The organism is Dyella sp. (genome assembly GCF_051962475.1).
Taxonomy (GTDB): Bacteria; Pseudomonadota; Gammaproteobacteria; order Xanthomonadales; family Rhodanobacteraceae; genus Dyella_A.
Genome location: NZ_JBQCCF010000064.1, coordinates 87605 through 107030 on the forward strand (window position 1 = coordinate 87605; position 19426 = coordinate 107030).

The following is a 19426-nucleotide window of genomic DNA, read 5'->3' on the forward strand; positions in this document are numbered from 1 at the left end:
GCTGGAGCTTGTAACCTTGGGGATCGTCTTTGCCGGAAGCGATCCATGTCCGATCTGTACCAAGCCAGTCTCGCCTGGGCCCAGGCCCAGGATGCCGCCGATCCGCTGCGCGGCTTCCGTGACGAGTTTTTGATCCCGCCGCACGAGGGCGGCGAAGGCCACTACTTCTGCGGCAACTCGCTGGGCCTGCAGCCGCGCGCCGCGCGCCCCGCACTGAGCGCAGAGCTGGACTACTGGGGCGAGCTGGCGGTGGAGGGCCACTTCAAGGGCCGCGCGCCCTGGCTCAACTACGAGGACTACCTGCGCGACGACCTCGCTGCGCTGGTCGGCGCCAAGCCGATCGAAGTGGTGGCGATGAACACGCTGGGCGTGAACCTGCACCTGATGATGGTGAGCTTCTATCGCCCCACCGCCGAGCGCCCGGCGATCCTGATCGAGGCCGGCGCGTTTCCCACCGACCGTTACGCAGTGGAGTCGCAGATCCGCTTCCATGGTTTCGATCCGGCCGATGCACTGATCGAGCTGGAGGGCGACGGCCCGCACGGCACGCTGACCATGGAAGCCATCGAGCGTGCGCTGGCCGAACACGGCCACCGTGTGGCGCTGGTGCTGCTGCCGGGCATCCAGTACCGCACCGGCCAGGCGTTCGACTTCAAGGCGATCACCGCGCTGGCGCATGCGCGCGGCTGCAAGGTCGGCTTCGACCTGGCCCACGCGGTGGGCAACCTGCCGCTGGCGCTCAACGACAGCGGCATGGATTTCGCCGTGTGGTGCCACTACAAGTACGTCAACTCCGGCCCCGGCGCGGTCGGCGGCGTATTCGTGCACGAGCGCCATGCCACCGCCGACCTGCCGCGCTTCCACGGCTGGTGGGGCAACCGCCGCGACAACCGCTTCCAGATGGCGCCGAGCTTCGACCCCACCCCGGGCGCGGAAGGCTGGCAGTTGTCGAATCCGCCGATCCTGGCGATGGTGCCGCTGCGCATCTCGCTGGAGATCTTCCGCCGCGCCGGCATGGATCGGCTGCGCGCCAAGTCGCTGCATCTCACCGGCTACCTGGAGTGGCTGGTGAACACCCAGCTGGCCGACCTGCTGGAGATCATCACGCCGGCCGATCCGTCGCAGCGCGGCGCGCAGCTGTCTATCCGCGTGCGCGGTGGACGCGAGCAGGGACGCGCGCTGTTCGACTACCTGGTCGAGCGCGGCATCATCGGCGACTGGCGCGAACCGGACGTGATCCGCATTTCGCCCGCGCCGCTGTACAACCGCTTCGCCGACTGCCTGGCCTTTGCCGAGGCGGTGCGCGCGTGGCGCGAAGGACGCTGATCCTGCGCGGACGTCTGGCGGTCTAGACGTCCATCGCCGCTGAAAGCGAACGCGCAAGAACGTGCAGGGACGCAGGTTGAGGCGGCGCCGGGTACCATCGGACCCGGCACGCCTGTCTTCATCCCTCTCTGGAGCCATCGATGCGACATACCTTCTTTCCCGGCCTCGCGACGGCGCTGCTGCTGAGCGCTCCGCTGGCGAGCTGGGGCCAGTCCGCTACCGTGCAGGACAGCATCCCCAAGCAGGCGCTGGACGCCACGGCCGCACCGACCACCCTGGCCGACCTGTCCAAAGACCAGCCGGTTACGGCGAAGCACGCCATGGTCTCGTCCGACCAGCACCTGTCCACCGAGGTGGGGGTGCAGATTCTCAAGCAGGGCGGCAACGCCGTGGATGCGGCGGTGGCCGTCGGCTACGCGCAGGCCGTTGTGAATCCGTGCTGCGGCAACATCGGAGGCGGCGGCTTCATGCTCGTGCACCTGTCTAGCGGCAAGGACATATTCCTGGACTTCCGCGAAAAGGCTCCACTCAAGGCCGGCCCGGAGATCTTTCAGGACGCACAAGGCAACGTAGTGCCGGGCAAGAGCACGGGCACCTACCTGGGCGTGGGCGTGCCCGGCACGGTGATGGGCCTGGAGGAAGCGTTGAAGAAGTACGGCACGATGACGCGCCAGCAGGTCATGGCACCAGCGATCAAGCTCGCGAAGGAAGGCTTCGTACTGCTGCCGGGCGATGTGAAGGTGCTCGATCAGCGCGTCAAGGATTTCGCCAAATACCCCAACGTGGCGGCGATCTTTCTCAAGGACGGCAAGCCCTTCGTAGCGGGTGACCGGCTGGTGCAACCGCAGCTGGCCAAGACGTTGGAAACGATCAGCAAGGGTGGCCCCGATGCGTTCTACCACGGCGACATCGCGCGCAAGATCATCGAAGCCAGCGACGCCAATGGCGGCCTGTTCACGCAGAAGGATTTCGATGATTACACCGTGCAATGGGACAAGCCGATCCGTTGCGGCTACCGCGGTTATACCGTGGTCTCCGACCCGCCGCCGAGCTCCGGCGGCGTCACGGTGTGCCAGATCCTGCAGTTGCTGGAGCCCTATCCACTGAAGAACTGGGGTTACGGCTCCACCCGCGCCCTGCACTTCACCATCGAGGCCGAACGCCGCGCCTACGCCGATCGCAACAACTACCTGGGCGATCCGGCGTTCGTGAAGAACCCGATCGAGCAGTTGCTTGACCGTGGCCACATCGACCAGCTGCGCTCCACCATCGATCCGGCCAAGGCCACGCCATCGACCGAGATCAAGGGCAGCCTCGGCGCCACCGAAGGTACCAACACCACCAGCTATGCGGTGGTGGACAAACACGGCAACGCCGTGGCGGTGACCTACACCATCAACTACCTGTTCGGCGTCGGCCAGATTGCGGGCGACACCGGCTTCTTCCTCAACAACGAAATGGATGACTTCACCTCCAAACCCGGCGTGCCGAACACCTTCGGGCTGGTGCAGGGCAAGGCGAACCAGGTCGAAGGCGGCAAGCGCCCGCTGAGCTCGATGGCACCGACGATCGTGCTCAAGGACGGCAAGCTGTTCATGGTCACCGGCAGCCCCGGCGGCTCCACCATCATCACCACGGTGATGCAGAGCATCACCAACGTGATCGACTACGGCATGAACATGCAGCAGGCGGTGAACGCCCCGCGCATGCACCACCAGTGGTATCCCGACGCGGTCATCGTCGAACCGGGCCTGCTCACCGACGCGGTGAAGAAGGAGCTGGAAGACATGGGCTACCAGTTCAAGGAAGTGCAGTCCTGGGGCGCCGATGAGGCGATCCTGCGCAATCCCAAGACCGGCTTGCTGGAAGGCGCCAACGATCGGCGGCGGCCGGCTGGATTGGCGGCGGGTTACTGATCCCCGACCTTCACCGGAGACTCGAAGGGCGCCTCATCGGCGTCCTTCTTTTTCTGTAGGAGCGCACTCGTGTGCGATGCCCTTCGCCACGCGCTGGAGGAAAGCATCGCGCGCAAGCGCGCTCCTACAGGGAGGTGATGAGCGCGACCAGGATGTGGCGTGGCCAGAGCGCAACGCCATAGCGACCAGCGAGTGACCCAGCGCCCCGGCCCAGCGAGCAGCGGCCGCTCTTCTGTAGGAGCGCACTCGTGCGCGATGCTCTTCGCCACGCACCGGAGCAAAGCATCGCGCGCGAGCGCGCTCCTACAGGGATGCACTCAGCGTGTGCGGCTCTCCGCATGTCGCACCTGCCCTTGCCCGCGCACCACGAAGCGCTCGATGGTGAGCGACTCGGCGCCCATCGGCCCGTAGGCGTGCAGGCGGGTGGTGGAGATGCCGATCTCCGCACCCAGGCCCAGCTCGCCGCCGTCGGAGAAGCGCGAGGAGGCGTTGACCATGATCACGGCCGAGCGCAGCGCATGGACGAATTTCGCCGCCGTGGCCTCGTTGCGGGTGGCGATCACCTCGGTGTGGTCCGAGCCGTAGCGGCGGATGTGGGCGATCGCCTCATCCACGCTGTCGACCACGCGCACGGCGAGGATCAGGTCGAGGAACTCGGCGGCGTAGTCGTCCTCGGTGGCCGCCTTCATGTCGCCGGCCACGGCGCGGCTGGCCTCGTCGCCGCGCAGCTCCACGCCCTTGGCGCGCAGCGCCTCGGCGGCGCGCGGCAGGAAATCCGGCGCGATGTCCTTGTGCACCAGCAGCGTCTCCAGCGCATTGCACACACCGGTGCGGGTGGTCTTGCCGTCCAGCAGCAGGTCCAACGCCACGTCGGGATCAGCCTCGCGATCCACGTACAGGTGGCACACGCCCTTGTAGTGCTTGATCACCGGCACCCGCGCGTGCTCGGTAACGAAACGGATCAGGCCCTCGCCGCCGCGCGGGATGGCCAGGTCCACGATGTCGTTCAACTGCAGCAGCTCGACCATCGCCTCGCGGCGCAGGTCGTCCATCATGGTGAGCACCTCGCGCGGCACGCCGTGCTTGTCCATCGCCTCGTGCAAGGCGGCGGCGATGGCGAGGTTGGAGTGCAGCGCCTCGGAGCCGCCGCGCAGGATCACCGCGTTGCCCGCCTTCATGCACAGCGCGGCGGCGTCGGCGGTTACGTTGGGGCGTGCCTCGTAGATCATCGCTACCACGCCAAGCGGAATGCGTACGCGCTCGATCGCCAGCCCGTTCGGACGGCTCTCGCGCCGGGTGACCTGCCCAACCACGTCCGGCAGGGCGGCCACTTCACGCACGGCGTTGGCGATCGCCGCGACGCGGCCGGCATCCAGCTTCAGCCGGTCCAGCATCGCGCCCTGCACGCCCCTGTCGGCAGCACCGGCCATATCCTTCGCGTTGGCGGCGAGGATCGCCTCAGCGTGCGCATCCACCGCGGCGGCCATGTCGCGCAGCAGAGCGCGGCGAGCCTCTGCATCCAGCATGGCGATCGCGGGAGCCGCGTCGCGGCAGGCCAGGGCTCGGGTTCGGATATCGCTCATGCTCAAAGGTCTCCTGTGGTCAGGTCCAGCTCGCGCACCAAGGCAAGGTCGTCGCGGTGGACGACGTTCTCACCAAAGCTGTAGCCGAGCCGTCGCTTGATCTCGCGCGTGTGGCAGCGCGCGATGCGGTTGATTTCCGCGGCGTTGTACTGGCTGATGCCGCGGGCGAAGGACTGCAGCGCCCCATGCTCGCCGGGGCCCAAGATCTCCACCATGTCGCCGCGCTGGAACTGACCGTCGGCGGCGAGGATGCCCTTGGGCAACAGCGAGGCGCCCTCTTCGTTCAGCGCGCGCATCGCGCCGGCATCCACCTCGATGTGGCCGGGCACCGCCGGTACATGACGCAGCCAGTACTTGCGCGCCTGCAGGCGGGTGGCCTTGGTGCGCAACAGCGTGCCGTGCAGCAGATCGCGCGAGAGCAGGCTCACCACCTCGCTGTCACGGCCGTTGAACAGGATCGTTTCGATGCCTGCGGCGCCGGCCTTCTGCGCCGCCTCCAGCTTGGTGCGCATGCCACCGGTGCCCACCGCGCTTCCCGCCGCGCCGGCCATCGCCATGATCTCGGGGGTGAGCTCAGGCACTTCGTTGACTGGCTCGGCCTCCGGGTTGCTGCGCGGGTCGGCGGTGTACAGGCCATCGATGTCGGTGGCGATCAGCAGCATGTCCGCATCGACCAGCGCGGCGATGATCGCGGCGAGATTGTCATTGTCGCCCAGCGTGAGTTCGTCCACCGCCACAGTGTCGTTTTCGTTCACCACCGGCATCACGCGGTGACGGAGCAATTCGCTCAGCGTGGCACGCGCGTTGAGGTAGCGGCGGCGATTACGCAGATCGTCGTGAGTGAGCAGCACCTGCGCCAGCGGAATGTCGAGCAGGCGCTGCCACAAGCCGACGGTTTGCGTCTGGCCCAGGGCGGCCATGGCCTGGCGCGCGGCGCTGCTGGTGTCTTCGTGCGAGTGATCCTTCAGCAGCAGCCGACCCGCGGCCACCGCGCCGGACGAGACCAGCACGATCTCGCGTCCGCTGGCGTGGCACGCCGTGATGAACTGCGCCAGGCCCAGAGCATAACGGGTGCTCAGGCCACCACCATCGGCGGCGATCAGGCTGCTACCCACCTTGAGCACGGCGCGGCGCCACGGCGGCACGGTCTGCTGGCGAAAGGCTCTGAGTTGCGTCATCTCCCCGTTTTCCTCGACTGCGACAACTGCTAGAGGGTCTGGGCAGCTCCTGGGATTTCAACCCCCGATGCGCATATCGACCATGCGCACCATGTCGTGAACAGCCATTTGGACGTCCGAACGACTACGCCGTAGTCAACGCGAGATCGTCTCGATGTACGACGGCCGGCCCGTAGCTGTAGCCCAGCACACCATCGATATCCCGGCTGTGGCGACCGGCAATTCGCCGCACGTCGACTGCGCCGTACTGGGTAAGACCGCGCGCCACCGCGCGCCCGGAAGGATCGATGACGTCCACCAGGTCGCCGCGATGAAACTCGCCCACCACGTCCATCACGCCACCGGGCAGCAGCGAGGCGCCGCCACCCGCCAGCGCGCTCGCTGCGCCCGCATCGACGCGGATCGACGCCGCACTTGCGGGCGCATGCAGCAGCCAGTATTTGCGTGCCTGCATGCGGCTCTGTGCCGGCGTGAACAGCGTGCCGCGCAGCCGGCCTTCGCCCAGCGCCTGCACCGTGGCCGCATCGCGCCCGTTGAACAGCGCCGTGGCGATACCGGCCGCAGCCGCCTTCTGCGCCGCTTGCAGCTTGGTCCGCATGCCGCCGGTGCCGACCGCACTGCCGCTGCCGCCGGCCATCGCCAGCACCTGGGGCGTGATCTCGGCCACATGCGGTATCGCCGCAGCGGTGAGATCGCGGCGCGGATCGGCGCTGTACAGCGCGTCGATATCCGAGGCGATCAACAGCAGGTCAGCATCCACCAGCGCCGCCACGATGGCGGCGAGGTTGTCGTTGTCGCCGAGCTTGAGCTCGTCCACCGCCACCGTGTCGTTCTCGTTGACCACCGGCAGCACCTCGATCGCCAGCAACTGGCGCAACGTGGCGCGGGCGTTGAGGTAGCGGCGACGGTTGCGCAGGTCGTCATGGGTCAGCAGCACCTGTGCCACGGCTCGGCTCGACAGCGACTGCCACAGCGCGATCATCGGTGCCTGGCCCAGCGCGGCCAGCGCCTGGCGCTCGGCCAGGTCGCCAGCGGGCAGTGCGCGTGCGCGCAGCAGCGCGCGACCGGCGGCCACCGCGCCGGAGGACACCAGCACCAGCTCCCGGCCTTGCGCCTGGCTATCGGCGATGAACGCCGCGAGCGTCTGCGCATACGTGGGGGTCAGACCACCGCCATCAGCCGCCAGCAGATTGCTACCGACCTTGAGCACCGCCCGCCGCCACGCAGGCAGCGACTGGAAAGCGAGCTCAGCCATCGAGCGCCTCGCGATCACCGTGGCTGCGTGGCGAGGAGATCACCAGGAAGCGCACGTCCTCGTCGGATTCGTTGCGCATCTGGTGCGCCGCACCGGGCGGCACGTGCAGGCCCTGCCCCGCCTCGAGGCGGTGCGCGACGCTCTCCAGCTCCAGCGTGGCGGTGCCGCCCAGCACGTAGAAAAACTGCCGTGAGCGCGCGTGCCGATGGCGCACCTCGGCGGTGCCAGGCGGCATGCGTTCCTCAATGACGCTGAGGTCATCGCCGGCCAGCAGATGCCAGCCGTCACACTGCTGGCCCCAGACGTAATGTGCTGCGTTGGCAGTGCTGACGGTGACCATGGGCGCTACCTCACTGGCCCAGCGCGGCGAGCCGCGCGCGCAACTGGTCGAGGTGCAGCTGATGGCCGGCACCGGGCGACGTGCGCGCGGCGAGGCTGCCTTCGGGGCTTCGCCCCTCGCCCGCAGACGCCGCGGTTTCGGCAGCCGCACGGTACGCGTCGCGGAACGGCACGCCGGCCGCCGCCTGCTCGATCGCCACGTCAGTGGCATACATCGCCGGCTCGATCGCCGCGCGCATGGTTGCCTCGTTCCAGGCCATCTGCGCCAACAGGTCCGGCACCAGCTCCAGCGCCATCAGACCGTGGCGCACGCCGTGGAAGATCGAGCCCTTGGAGAACTGCAGATCGCGCTGGTAGCCGGACGGCAGCGAGAGCAACTGCTCGATCTCGGTGCGCGCCGCCGCCACGGAGGCGTAGCTGGCGCGCAGCAGTTCCACCACGTCCGGGTTGCGCTTGTTAGGCATGATCGAGCTGCCGGTGGTGTACTGCGCCGGCAACTGCACGAAGCCGAATTCGGCGGTGGTGAACAGCGACAGATCCCAGGCCAGCCGGCGCACGTCGAGCATCGCCGCACCGATCGCCTCCAGCACCGCCATCTCGTACTTGCCGCGCGACAGTTGCGCGTAGATCGGGCTGACCTGCATGCGGGCGAAGCCCAGCGCCTGCGTGGTATGCGCGCGGTCAAGCGACAGGTTCACGCCGTAGCCGGCAGCGGTGCCCAGTGGATTGGCGTCGATCAGCTCGCGCGTCTGCCGGGCGCGCAGCGCGTTGTCGATGAAGCCCTCGGCGAAACCGGCGAACCACATCGATGTGGACGAGACCACGGCGCGCTGCAGATGGGTATAGCCCGGCATCGGAATCGCCGGTTGCGCGGCGCGCTCCAGGCAGACCTCGGCGACAGCGCGGCAGTGCGCCTCCAGTTCATCCAGCCTGTCTTTCAGCCACAGCCGCGTCGCGACCAGGATCTGGTCGTTGCGGCTGCGCCCGGTGTGCACGCGGCGGCCGGCATCGCCCAGCCGCTCGGTGAGCCGCGCCTCGATGGCGGAATGGCAGTCCTCGAAACGCTCGTCCAGCACGAAGGCGCCGGAACGGAAATCCTCGGCCAGCGCCTGGAGTTCGCGCTTGAGCGCGGCGGCCTCATCGGCACTGACCACGCCGATGTGCTGCAGGCCCTCGACGTGCGCCTCGCTGGCGGTGATGTCATGCAGGAAGAACTCGCGATCGAGGATCACGTCGTCGCCGGCGAGGAACCGCATGATGCGGGGGTCGATCTGGATGCCGGATTTCTGCCAGAGGGGTTGGGTCATCGCTGATGTCCTGTATCTCGTGCAGGAGCCGGCTTGCGGGCGATGCTGTTGCCTTTGATGCGGCACCAGAGCGAAGAGCATCGCCCGCGAGCGGGCTCCTACGTCGTCATGGGGCGGTCGGGATGGCGGTGAGCTCATCCACGCCGATCGCCCGGTTGATGTTCTGAAGCGCCTGGGTGGCGGCGCCCTTGAGCAGGTTGTCCAGCGTGGCGACCACCACCACGCGCTTGCCGTCGGCGGAGACCGCGAAGCCGCCGATGTCGACGTGATGCTTGCCGGCGATGGCACTCACCCACGGCGCCTCGTCCACCACGTGCACCAGCGGCTCGGCGTCGTAGGTGTGGTGGAAGCGCTGCATGACTTCATCGCGGGTCATCTTGCGCGACAGATAGAGGTTGGTGGTGACGGTGAGGCCGCGGAAGTGCGGCGCCACGTGCGGCATGAACTCCACCGGCACGCCGAGGTGGCGGCTGGCCTCCTTCTCGTGGGTGTGGCCGGTGAGTGAGTACGGCATCAGGTTGTCGCGCAGCTTCTCGGGATTGTTCTTGTCCGAGGGCGTGGTGCCGGCGCCGGAGTAACCGGACACGCCGAAGCACACCGGCGGCGCGGCCAGCAGGTCCTTCAGCGGCGCGATCGAGAGCTGGATCGCCGTGGCGTAGCAGCCGGGGTTGCTGATCTTCTTCTCGCCGCGCCACTTGCCGCGGGTAAGCTCCGGCAGGCCGTAGTACCACGTGCTGTCGAAACGGTAGTCGGCCGACAGGTCGAGGATCAGCGTATCGGGCTTCGCCTTGTCGATCGCCTCGACGTAGGGCGCGGCCTTGCCGTTGGGCAGCGCCAGCACCACCACGTCGGCGCCCTGCGCGGCCACCGCGTCGGCGTCGAGGCTGGCATAGCGCAGTTCGCCGACGTAGCCGTCCACGTGGCCGGCCACGCGCTGGCCGTCCAGATCGCGCGAGGAGACGAAGGCCAGTTCCAGCGCCGGATGGGTGGCGACCAGGCGGATCAGTTCGGCGCCGGTGTGGCCGCGGGCGCCGACGATGCCAAGGGTTTTGCGTGCGGATGTCATGTCGTGGCTCGTGGATTCAGTCGACCAGCGTGGGCTGGCGGGTGGCGCAGTGGGCGACACAACGCTCGATGGTGTCGAAGCCGTTTAGCCCGTACCAGAACACCTTCCAGCGTGCCTGCTTGAAGCAGCCGTCGGACTCGGCGTAGTAGAACGGATTGACCGGATTGCCGTGACGCGAGCGCCAGAACAGCTGCGGGTGCTGCTCGCGCATTACCTGCCATACCGCGCGACCCAGGCCCTCGCCCTGTGCGTCGTCGAGCACGGCGAACTTGTCCAGATAGGGCAGACCCTCGTCCAGAGTGAGGATCATCGCCGCGCGATAGTTCTCGCTCACGTACACGCGATACGGCACGGTGCGCTCGAAGTAGTCGTCCACCACCTTGCGGCCAAAGCTGGATTCGATCAGCTCGCGCAGGCGCGCCTGGTCGATACCCTTCCAGCTGTCGAAGGTGAGCACCTTCTCGCCGCGGCGGACCAGGGTGCCCGAGCCCTTGTGGGTGAACAGCTCCTTGGCCAGCTCGGACGGCCGGGTGATCGACACCGAGGATGACAGCGGCAGTTTGTCCAGCAGGTCGGCGATCTGCTCGATCTTCACCCGCATGCCGCCATTGATCCACGGCTGCGCCATCAGGTGCTCGAACTCGGTGGAGAGGTTGATCGAGTCGATCAGCTGGCCCTGGTCGTCGAGCAGGCCACCGGTGCCGGTGAGGAACACGATCTTGTACGGCTGCAGCACGCGAACCAGTTCGTTGGCGGCGAAGTCGGCGTTGATATTGAGGAACTGGCCCTCGTTCGTCTCGCCCAGGCTGGCGATCACCGGGATGGAACCTGCGCGCAGGCTGGCCTCGATCGGCGCCAGGTTGATGCTGTCGACCTTGCCGACCATGCCGTAGGTGTCGCGGTCCAGGAAGCTGGCCATGAACACGCCCGAGGGCACCGAGGTGGCGCGCGTATCCATCGACTGCAGCGCCTCGACCAGCTTGAGGTTCTGCTGCTGGAACACGCGGCGCACGATGCCGAGCGCCTTCGGACTGGTCACGCGCAGGCCGCCCACGGTCTGCTTCTCGATGCCGGCGGCAGCCAGCTCCTCGTCCAGTTGCGGGCCGGCGCCGTGCAGCACGATCGGCGTAAGACCTACCTGCTGCAGGAAGGTCAGCGAGGAGGTGAGATCGTTGAGCTCGTCGCGCAGCACCGCGCCGCCCACCTTCACCACCGCGAAGCGGCTGGCGTCGAGCTGGGAGAAGCGCTTGAGGTACTGCTGGATCTCCTTCGCGCTGCCCATGGCCGAGAGCAGGCGAACGATGGTCTTGCGGGTGTGGGAACCGGTGGTCATGGCATCAGTCGTTGGGGTGCTGGAAATCGCCGCGCGTCACGCGTTGCCGCGGGCGACGAGGCGATGAATGGTGTCGGCGTAATGCTGCAGCTGGTCGAGCGCCACCCACTCGTCGGCGGTGTGCGCCTGGGCGATGTCGCCGGGGCCGTAGACGAAGGCGGTGTAGCCGGCGGCGGAGAACAGCGCCGCCTCGGTCCAGAAATCCACGGCGTTGCCGACGGGAATCTCCAGCTCGTCGGCGAGGTCGCGCGCGGCCAGCCGGCGCGTCTCCGCGGTGGCGGTGTCACCGGCCGGCAGCGAGTCGCCGCGGAAGGTCTCGGTGAACTCGGCCGGTGCCGGATCGACCAGAGTGCGCAGGGTCTCCAGCATGCGCTCCGGATCCATTGTCGGCAGCGGCCGGAAGCCGAAGCGCACCTCGGTGGTCGGCGCGATCATGTTGGCCTTGATGCCGCCCTCGATGCGGCCGATGTTGAAGCGCAGCCCGGTCAGGCCGCCGAAGCGCTCATGTGACTGCGCCGCGGCGAAATCCAGCGCCGCATCGCCCCAGCGCACCGCCTGGTGCAGCGCACTGTCGCTGGGCTTCTGCTCGCCCGAAGCGTGGCCGGCGTGGCCGACAAAGCGCATCAGCACCGAATGGATACCGCGGTGGGCGAGCACGGCTTCGCCCTTGGTGGGCTCAGCCACGATCACCGCGTCGTAGGCATCGCCCCTCTCCCCCCGGGAGAGGGGTTGGGGTGAGAGTTCGGACTGGCTGGAAATTCCCTCTTCGCCCGCACTCTCACCCCGACCCTCTCCCGGCCGGAGAGGGGGAAAGGCCTTGAGGAAGCCGGCGATGCAACGGGCATCGTTGGCTTCCTCGTCGGTGGAGAACAGCATCGCCATCGGGCCGTCGGTGACGTTCGCTACCGCGAGCAGCGCCGCCGCGGCGCCCTTGATGTCACAGGCGCCCAGGCCGATGGCGCGGTCACCGGTGACGCGCAGCACATGCGGGTCGGCGCTCCAGTGTGGCGAGTCGGGCACCGTATCAAGGTGCACGTTGAACAGCCGCTTTGGGGCACCACGCACGGCATGCAGCGTGATCGCACCCGCACCGTAGTCGGTGACGGTGACGTCGAAGCCGGGCAGCTGCGCGCGGAGGTAGTCGAAGATGCCGCCGGTACCGATCTCGCGCGGCGGATTGCGCGTATCGAAACCGACCAGCGCCTCGAGGTGTTTCAGGGTGGATTGCAGAAGAGGCGTCATGGCCTGTCTGGCTGTCGGGTGTAGATGTCCGGATCGAGCTTTTCCATCAGGGTCTGCGGCCGCGCTGGCGCGGTGAAGCCGAAGCCCGCATACAAGGCATGCGCATCGAGGGTCGCCAGGCTGAACCGACGCAGCCCCTGCAATTGCGGATGTTCCATCACCGCCGCCATCAGTGTCGTGGCGTGGCCTTGCCCACGATGCTCCGGCAGCACGAACACATCGGCGAGGTAGCCGAAGGTAGCGCCGTCAGTGATCACCCGCGCGAACGCGACCTGGCGTCCGTCGAGGTAGCCGCCGAAGCACAGCGAGCCCTCGATCGCCCGCTCCATCGTCTCGCGCGGAATACCGCGGCTCCAGTAGGCCTGCTCGGCGAGGAAGGCGTGGATCATGTCCCGATCCAGCGCCTCGCGTGAGGTGTCGATACGCAGCGTGTCGTCCATCGGTCAGCGATTGACCTCGGCCCACAGCGTCGAGCTCATGCCGAACAGCTTGATGAAGCCCTCGGCCTCCTCCACGCCCCAGTCGGCCGACTGCGCATAGGTGGCGCCCTTGGCGTTGAGGATATGCGGCGAACGGATCTCCACCGCGGTGACCTGGGCACCACTGGTCTCCAGCACCACTTCGCCGTTGACCTGCGCCTGGCTGGAAGCGAGGAAGGCTTCCAGGTCGGTCTTCACCGGATCGTGGAAGAAGCCTTCGTAGACCACCTCGACCCACTTGCGCGCCACCTCGGGCTTGAAGCGGTTCTGCTGCTTGGTCAGCACCGCCTCTTCCAGCGCGCGATGCGCAGCGAGCAGCGAAATCAGGCCCGGCGCCTCGTACACGATGCGGCCCTTCAGGCCGATGGTGGTGTCGCCGGTGTACATGCCGCGACCCACGCCGTACGGCGCGAACAGCGCGTTGAGCTTGGCCAGGATCTGCGCGCCCGGCAGCTTCTCGCCGTTGAGCGACACCGCCTCACCCTTTTCGAAGCCCAGCGTGACGGTCAGCTTGTCGGATGGCCATTCGGCACGCGGCTTGCACCAGCCGCGGGCACCTTCGCCCGGCGCCTTCCAGTGGTCGATCTCGCCACCGGACAGGGTCACGCCCAGCAGGTTCTCGTTGATGGTGTAGCTCTTCTGCTTGGCGCGCACGTCGAAGCCGCGTTCTTCCAGGTAGGCCTGCTCGTAGGCGCGGGTCTGGGTGTGCTCCTTCTGGATCTCGCGAATCGGCGCCACGATCTGGAAGTCGCCCAGCGCCTTCACCGCCAGGTCGAAGCGCACCTGGTCGTTGCCCATGCCGGTGCAGCCGTGGGCGATCGCCTTGGTGCCCAGCTCCTTAGCGCGCGCGATGGCAGCATCCACGATCAGGTAGCGATCGGACACCAGCAGCGGGTACTGACCCTGGTAGCCCTCGCCAGCCCATACGAAGGGTTTGACGAAGCCGTTCCAGATCGCCGGGCCGCCGTCCACGGTGACATGGCTGGCCACGCCGAGCTCGGCCGCACGGGCCTCGATGTAGGCGCGCTCCTCGGCGTCCACGCCGCCGGTGTCGGCGAACACGGTATGCACGGCCCAGCCGCGCTCGGTCAGGTACGGGACGCAGAAGCTGGTGTCGAGGCCGCCGGAGAAGGCGAGGACGATGTCTTTGCTCATGGCTTGCAGATCCTGGAAAGAAAGAGGTTTAGACGGAAGCGACGACGATGCGCGGTTCGCAGCGCACCGGGAAATTCACGGAGTTGGCGATGAAGCAGGCGTGGTGGGCCGCCTCGTGCGCGGCCTCGGCCTTGGCCGGGTCGCTGGCGGCGGCGATGGTGACGATGGGACGCAGCACCACTTCGGTGAAGCGGCCGCCGTCGCCCTCGGTGACCATCGTGCCCTCGGCGTTGTCGCGGTAGTCGGTGACGACCACGCCAGCCACGGTCGCCATGTGCAGGTAGGAAAGCATGTGGCAGGTGGACAGCGCGGCTACCAGCATGTCCTCCGGATTGTGCCGGATGGCGTCGCCGCGGAAGGTGGGGTCGGACGATCCGGCCAGATCCGGCTTGCCTGGCACGCGGATCACGTGGTTGCGGCTGTAGTTGCGGTAGCCGTCGGTCCCGGTGCCGCGGTTGCCGGTCCAGATCACGTCGACGCGATAACGATGCGGGCGGTTCATTCGCGGCCTTCCTCCTGCTTTTGCATCAGTGCGGCGAGTGCCAGGTCGTCGCACTGCCCGCGTCGGGTCAGGCCGCCGATCACGCCGGCACGGTTGGCGTCCGGGTGGTTCTGGCTGAGCTTGAACTTACCCTCGATGCGCTCGATGGCGATCTCGATGCCAACGATGGCGCCGAGCAGCTTTTCCACGTGAGCGGCCGGGGCATCAGCGACCTTCCACGGAGCCGGCTCGCTGGCCTCATGACGATCGGTGAGCGCATTAAGCAAGCCACGCAGCCAGCCGGCGTCGTGGACGACGCGCAGGCGCCCGTGCACGTGCGCCACGGCGTAGTTCCACGTAGGCACCTCGCGGCCGCCGTTGGCATGCTTGCTCGGGTACCAGTTCGGGCTCACGTAGCCCTGCGGGCCGTGGAAGATCGCCAGCACCGCGGCGCCATCCATCGCCGCCAGTTCGTTGCCGCGCGCGACGTGACCACGCAGCACCTGGCCCTGCCGCACGAACGGAAGGTGGTTCACCGCCACGCTGGTGGCTGCGTTCGCCACCAGCGTGGCGAAGGGATGCGCATCGATCAGCCCGTGCAGGGCGTGCTCGCGCGTCTCGACGAAGTGCCTGGGCTGATACATGCCGGCGCGACTCAGCCCTGCCCGATCAGCGCCGCCATCACCGCCTTCTGCACGTGCAGGCGGTTCTCGGCTTCGTCGATGGCGATGCAGTACGGCGCATCCATCACCGCGTCGGTTGCCTTGACGTTGCGGCGCAGCGGCAGGCAGTGGCTGAACAGGCCGCGGTCGGTGAGCGCCATCTTCGCCTCGTCGACGATGAAGTGCTTGTTCGCCTCGCGGATCGGCTTCTCCTGCTCCCAGCGGCCGAAGTACGGCAGCGCGCCCCAGCTTTTGGCATAGACCACATGGGCGCCCGAGTAGGCTTCCTCGATGTCGTGGCTGACCTTCAGCGAGCCGCCGTTGGCCTGCGCGTTCTCGAAGCCGGCTTGCATGTAGCGCTCGTCCAGCACGTAGTCGGGCGTGGGGCACAGCAGGGTCACGTCCATGCCCATCTTGGTGGCGATCAGCAGCGCGGAGTTGGCCACTGCGGTGTTGAGCGGCTTGGGGTGGTAGGTCCAGGTGAGCACGTACTTCTTGTTCTGCAGGCTGCCCAGGTGTTCCTTCATCGCCAGCGCGTGGGCCAGCTCCTGGCAAGGATGGGTGATCGTCTCCATGTTGATCACCGGCACCGTGGCGTACTGGGCGAAGGCCTTGATGACTTTGTCCTGGCGATCCACCTGCCAGTCCTGGAACTTCGGAAAGGCGCGCACCGCGATCAGGTCCACGTAGCGGCTCAGCACGCGGGCAACCTCGGCGATGTGCTCCTCGGTATCACCGTCCATCACGCTGCCCACCTCGAACTCGATCGGCCACGCGTCCTTGCCGGGCGCCAGCACGATGGCATGGCCTCCGAGGTGAAACGCGCCCAGCTCGAAGCTGGTGCGGGTGCGCATCGAGGGGTTGAAGAACAGCAGGGCGATCGACTTGCCGCCCAGTTGCTGCCCGCGCGGCGAGCGCTTGAACGCGGCGGCCTGTTCGAGCAGCGCGTCGATCTCGGCGCGGCTGTAGTCCTGGGTGGTGAGGAAATGCCGAAGGGTCATGATGGAATCGCTCTTGATGAATAGTCCGGCCACGGATGGCCGGTCTTGCCGTTCGCGGACGGATCCGCGTGAAGTAAACCGAAACGAAAAAACCCGGCACGATGGCCGGGTTTTTCAGTCGTTGCACTTGGAACAGCAGCGCGCGACAGCCTACCCGGCCGAATGTCGGACCAGCGGTCGGCGCGCACGCGACGTCATGCCAGCGGCCATGCGAGCGCTGGTAAGGACGTTGGCGGTATAGACGGCTGTAGACATGGACGGCTCGGGCAGATGAAGCGCCATCATGGCGGCAATTTCGCTGCCGTGCAACAAAATTTGCTGCGCGGCCTCGCGCTACCTCTGAAAAAGCGACCGCCGCCCGGAGGCGGCGGTCGGTAGACTCGATCGTTCGGAAGACTTTAGTCGGCCGGTTCGACGCTCACGCGCACGCGCAGGCGCTCGCCCGGGTCGTAGTTCAACCGGGACATGAACACCTCACCACGGTAGCGGTATTCCACGTCGTAGCTGGTGATGCGGCGCTGTTCGCTGACCTGGCTTACTTCGCGGCAGCGGGTTTCGCTGCTTTCATACTCGCGACCGCTGCCGGCGGCGCGATGGCCAATGGCGCCACCGGCCACGGCGCCGGCGACGGTCGCCGCCTTGCGACCATCGCCCTTGCCCACCGTATTGCCCAGCACACCGCCCACGATGGCACCGAGCACGGTACCTGCCGTGGAATTGCCGCCCTCGCGACGCACCACCGGCTGGTCATAGCACTCCTGCTGCGGCGCCTCGGTGCGCACGACTGCATAGTTCGGGTCGACCCGCAGCACGTCCGCCCAGCCGAAGTGAGTGTTGTCGTCGCCGGCAGGACCCGGCGGAGGCCCGTAACGGTCCTGCGCATGGACGGCACCGGCGAGCAAACTCAGCGCCAGTGCGGAAAACAACATCTTGGTCATTGCGGACTCCAGCTCGGGGAGAAGTAGCCGGCCCCCTGTTGGGCCGTGCTTTATTCGAGCAAATTCACTCTGAATCCACGCTTAGAACGGCCCTTTCCTACATGGGGGCTTAGCCCTTGTTAAGATGGCCGGCCGTGTTTTTGCCCGCTGCGCCGGGCGCCTGCCGTCGTGGATGTCCCGCCGATGCCGATCTCGCTCTACAACAGCCTCAGCCGTCGCACCGAAACGTTTGCGCCACTGAGCCCCGAACGCGTCACCGTCTACCTGTGCGGTCCCACCGTGTACAGCTACGTGCACATCGGCAACGCGCGCGGGCCGGTGGTGTTCGACGTATTGGTAAGGCTGCTGCGTCGGCATTATCCGAACGTGATGTACGCCCGCAACATCACCGACGTGGACGACAAGATCAACGCCGCCGCGCTCGAGCAAGGCGTGCCGATCACCACCATTACCGACCGCTTCGCCGCAGCCTACCGCGATGACATGGCCACCCTCGGCATCGCTCCGCCGGACATCGAACCGTACGCCACAGCGCACATCGGCGAGATCATCGCGATGATCCAGACGCTGATCGCCGGCGGCCACGCCTACGCCGCCGAGGGGCACGTGCTGTTCGACGTGGCCTCCTACGCCGCCTACGGCGCGCTGTCCGGCCGCGACACGGAAGAAATGATCGCCGGCGCCCGCGTCGAAGTGGCCCCGTACAAGAAGAACCCGGCGGACTTCGTGCTGTGGAAACCGTCCACGCCGGAACTGCCCGGCTGGGACAGCCCCTGGGGGCGCGGTCGCCCGGGCTGGCACATCGAATGCTCTGCGATGAGCGCCGCGCATCTGGGCGAGACCATCGACATCCACGCCGGCGGCGTCGACCTGCAGTTCCCGCATCACGAGAACGAGATCGCCCAGTCCACCTGCGCCCATGGCGGCAAGACCTTCGCTCGCTGGTGGATGCACAACGGCATGCTCACCTTCGACGGCCGCAAGATGTCCAAGTCGCTGGGCAACGTGCTGCACGTTCACCAGTTGCTGCAGCAGCACCCGCCCGAGGCACTGCGCCTGCTGCTGCTGCGTGGCCACTATCGCCAGCCGCTGGACTGGTCGGACGCGGCGATCGCCCAGTCGATCAGCACGCTGGACGGCTGGTATCGCGTGCTTCGCGACCTGGCCAACGTCTCGCTACCTGACGGCGCGCTACCGGTGCCATCGGGCATCGAGGCGGCGCTGTGCGACGACCTCAACACGCCGCAGGCGCTGGCCGAACTGTCGATGCTCGCCGATGCCGCACGGCACTCCGGCACGCCCGAAGCCAAGGCCGCCCTGCTCGGCGGCGGCGCCCTGCTCGGCCTGCTTCAACAGAGCCCGGAAACCTGGTTCCAGCGCGGCAGCGATGGCGTCGATGGCGCCCGCGTGGAGGCGCTGTTGGAAGAGCGCCGCACTGCCCGCGCGGCAAAGGATTTCGCCCGCGCCGACGCGATCCGCGCCGAGCTCACGGCGATGGGCGTGGTAATCGAAGATGGTGCGCAGGGCACGCGCTGGAGCGTCGCCAAGGCGTGATTCTTGTGGGAGCGCACCCTGTGCGCGAACGCTCTGATGCGAGTTCCGGAGAAAGGCTGTCGCGCATAGAACCTGCCCTCGACCCGACCGGGGGGGGGGGGCGCCCCTACAACCGAGCAACCAGATCGCTTCCAGCGGGTGTGAGCGCGATAATGAGCGGATGACCGACACCACCGCCACCGCCCACGACGCCCAGCAGCAGATCGCCGAGGAGTTCGCCTTCTTCAGCGACTGGACCGAGCGCTACCAGTACCTGATCGACCTCGGCAAGCAGCTGCCGCCGTTTCCCGAGGAGGCCAAGACCGAGGCCAACCGCGTGCACGGCTGCCAGTCGATGGTGTGGCTGGTGCCCAGCGGCGATGCCGCGAAAATGCATTTCGAGGCCGCCAGCGATTCGGCCATCGTTTCGGGCCTGATCGCCCTGGTGCTGCGCGTGTATTCGGATCGGCCGGCCGCGGAGATCGTGGCGACGGAGCCGGAGTTCATCCAGGCCATCGGCCTGGCCAAGCATCTCTCGCCCACCCGCTCCAACGGACTGGCCGCGATGCTGGCGAAGATCAAGCAGTACGCCGTCGCATTCGCCTGACCCCCTCCCCTGTAGGAGCCCGCTC

The 19426-nt window shown here is 67.4% G+C and carries 18 protein-coding genes; 4 read left to right on the plus strand and 14 right to left on the minus strand.

The window, feature by feature from the left end:
• Positions 1-45 precede the first annotated feature (45 nt).
• Together kynU and ggt are read left to right on the plus strand one after the other, a co-directional pair.
• Positions 46-1326, plus strand: coding sequence for a kynureninase (gene kynU / locus ACTHJF_RS13835; RefSeq protein WP_440267617.1), 1281 nt, complete (start codon positions 46-48; stop codon positions 1324-1326).
• A 140-nt stretch (positions 1327-1466) separates the two neighbouring features.
• A complete protein-coding gene (gene ggt / locus ACTHJF_RS13840; RefSeq protein WP_440267618.1) occupies positions 1467-3242 on the plus strand; it encodes a gamma-glutamyltransferase in 1776 nt (591 codons plus the stop codon).
• A 317-nt stretch (positions 3243-3559) separates the two neighbouring features.
• Here ggt and ACTHJF_RS13845 read toward each other — a convergent pair whose 3' ends face one another.
• The 14 genes from ACTHJF_RS13845 to ACTHJF_RS13910 form a co-directional block, all read right to left on the minus strand.
• On the minus strand, positions 3560-4825 hold the full coding sequence (locus ACTHJF_RS13845; RefSeq protein WP_440267619.1) for a glutamate-5-semialdehyde dehydrogenase: 1266 nt from the start codon (positions 4823-4825) through the stop codon (positions 3560-3562).
• A 2-nt stretch (positions 4826-4827) separates the two neighbouring features.
• Complete coding sequence (gene proB, locus ACTHJF_RS13850; protein ID WP_440267620.1) at positions 4828-6003, minus strand: glutamate 5-kinase; 1176 nt, start codon at positions 6001-6003, stop codon at positions 4828-4830.
• A gap of 124 nt (positions 6004-6127) precedes the next feature.
• Entirely contained in the window at positions 6128-7258 is a 1131-nt protein-coding gene (proB, locus tag ACTHJF_RS13855; RefSeq protein WP_440267621.1) for a glutamate 5-kinase, read from the minus strand.
• Positions 7251-7598: a cupin domain-containing protein gene (locus ACTHJF_RS13860; protein WP_440267622.1), complete on the minus strand. Its 348-nt coding sequence runs from the start codon at positions 7596-7598 to the stop codon at positions 7251-7253. Before ACTHJF_RS13860 ends, proB (ACTHJF_RS13855) begins: the two co-directional genes overlap by 8 nt.
• Before the next feature lie 10 nt (positions 7599-7608).
• Entirely contained in the window at positions 7609-8904 is a 1296-nt protein-coding gene (gene argH, locus ACTHJF_RS13865) for an argininosuccinate lyase (protein ID WP_440267623.1), read from the minus strand.
• 106 nt (positions 8905-9010) lie between these two features.
• The gene (argC, locus tag ACTHJF_RS13870) at positions 9011-9970 is read right to left on the minus strand and encodes an N-acetyl-gamma-glutamyl-phosphate reductase (RefSeq protein WP_440267624.1); all 960 of its coding nucleotides are present in this window, start codon (positions 9968-9970) and stop codon (positions 9011-9013) included.
• A 16-nt stretch (positions 9971-9986) separates the two neighbouring features.
• The gene (locus ACTHJF_RS13875) at positions 9987-11303 is read right to left on the minus strand and encodes an acetylglutamate kinase (protein ID WP_440267625.1); all 1317 of its coding nucleotides are present in this window, start codon (positions 11301-11303) and stop codon (positions 9987-9989) included.
• A gap of 36 nt (positions 11304-11339) precedes the next feature.
• Positions 11340-12545 (minus strand): acetylornithine deacetylase, encoded by a 1206-nt coding sequence (locus ACTHJF_RS13880; protein WP_440267626.1) that lies wholly within the window; start codon positions 12543-12545, stop codon positions 11340-11342.
• The gene (locus ACTHJF_RS13885) at positions 12542-12985 is read right to left on the minus strand and encodes a GNAT family N-acetyltransferase (protein WP_440267627.1); all 444 of its coding nucleotides are present in this window, start codon (positions 12983-12985) and stop codon (positions 12542-12544) included. Before ACTHJF_RS13885 ends, ACTHJF_RS13880 begins: the two co-directional genes overlap by 4 nt.
• Positions 12986-12988: 3 nt before the next feature.
• A complete protein-coding gene (locus ACTHJF_RS13890) occupies positions 12989-14179 on the minus strand; it encodes an argininosuccinate synthase (protein ID WP_440267628.1) in 1191 nt (396 codons plus the stop codon).
• A 28-nt stretch (positions 14180-14207) separates the two neighbouring features.
• Complete coding sequence (locus tag ACTHJF_RS13895) at positions 14208-14681, minus strand: OsmC family protein (RefSeq protein ID WP_440267629.1); 474 nt, start codon at positions 14679-14681, stop codon at positions 14208-14210.
• Positions 14678-15304, minus strand: coding sequence for an FMN-binding negative transcriptional regulator (locus ACTHJF_RS13900; RefSeq protein ID WP_440267630.1), 627 nt, complete (start codon positions 15302-15304; stop codon positions 14678-14680). Before ACTHJF_RS13900 ends, ACTHJF_RS13895 begins: the two co-directional genes overlap by 4 nt.
• Before the next feature lie 11 nt (positions 15305-15315).
• The gene (locus ACTHJF_RS13905) at positions 15316-16323 is read right to left on the minus strand and encodes an N-acetylornithine carbamoyltransferase (RefSeq protein ID WP_440267631.1); all 1008 of its coding nucleotides are present in this window, start codon (positions 16321-16323) and stop codon (positions 15316-15318) included.
• 398 nt (positions 16324-16721) lie between these two features.
• Positions 16722-17261: a glycine zipper 2TM domain-containing protein gene (locus tag ACTHJF_RS13910; protein ID WP_440267632.1), complete on the minus strand. Its 540-nt coding sequence runs from the start codon at positions 17259-17261 to the stop codon at positions 16722-16724.
• A 183-nt stretch (positions 17262-17444) separates the two neighbouring features.
• On the opposite strand from ACTHJF_RS13910, the gene cysS reads away from it, so the two are divergent.
• The gene (gene cysS / locus ACTHJF_RS13915) at positions 17445-18815 is read left to right on the plus strand and encodes a cysteine--tRNA ligase (protein ID WP_440267633.1); all 1371 of its coding nucleotides are present in this window, start codon (positions 17445-17447) and stop codon (positions 18813-18815) included.
• Positions 18816-18975: 160 nt separating this feature from the next.
• Positions 18976-19401, plus strand: coding sequence for a SufE family protein (locus ACTHJF_RS13920; RefSeq protein ID WP_440267634.1), 426 nt, complete (start codon positions 18976-18978; stop codon positions 19399-19401).
• Positions 19402-19426: the final 25 nt, after the last annotated feature.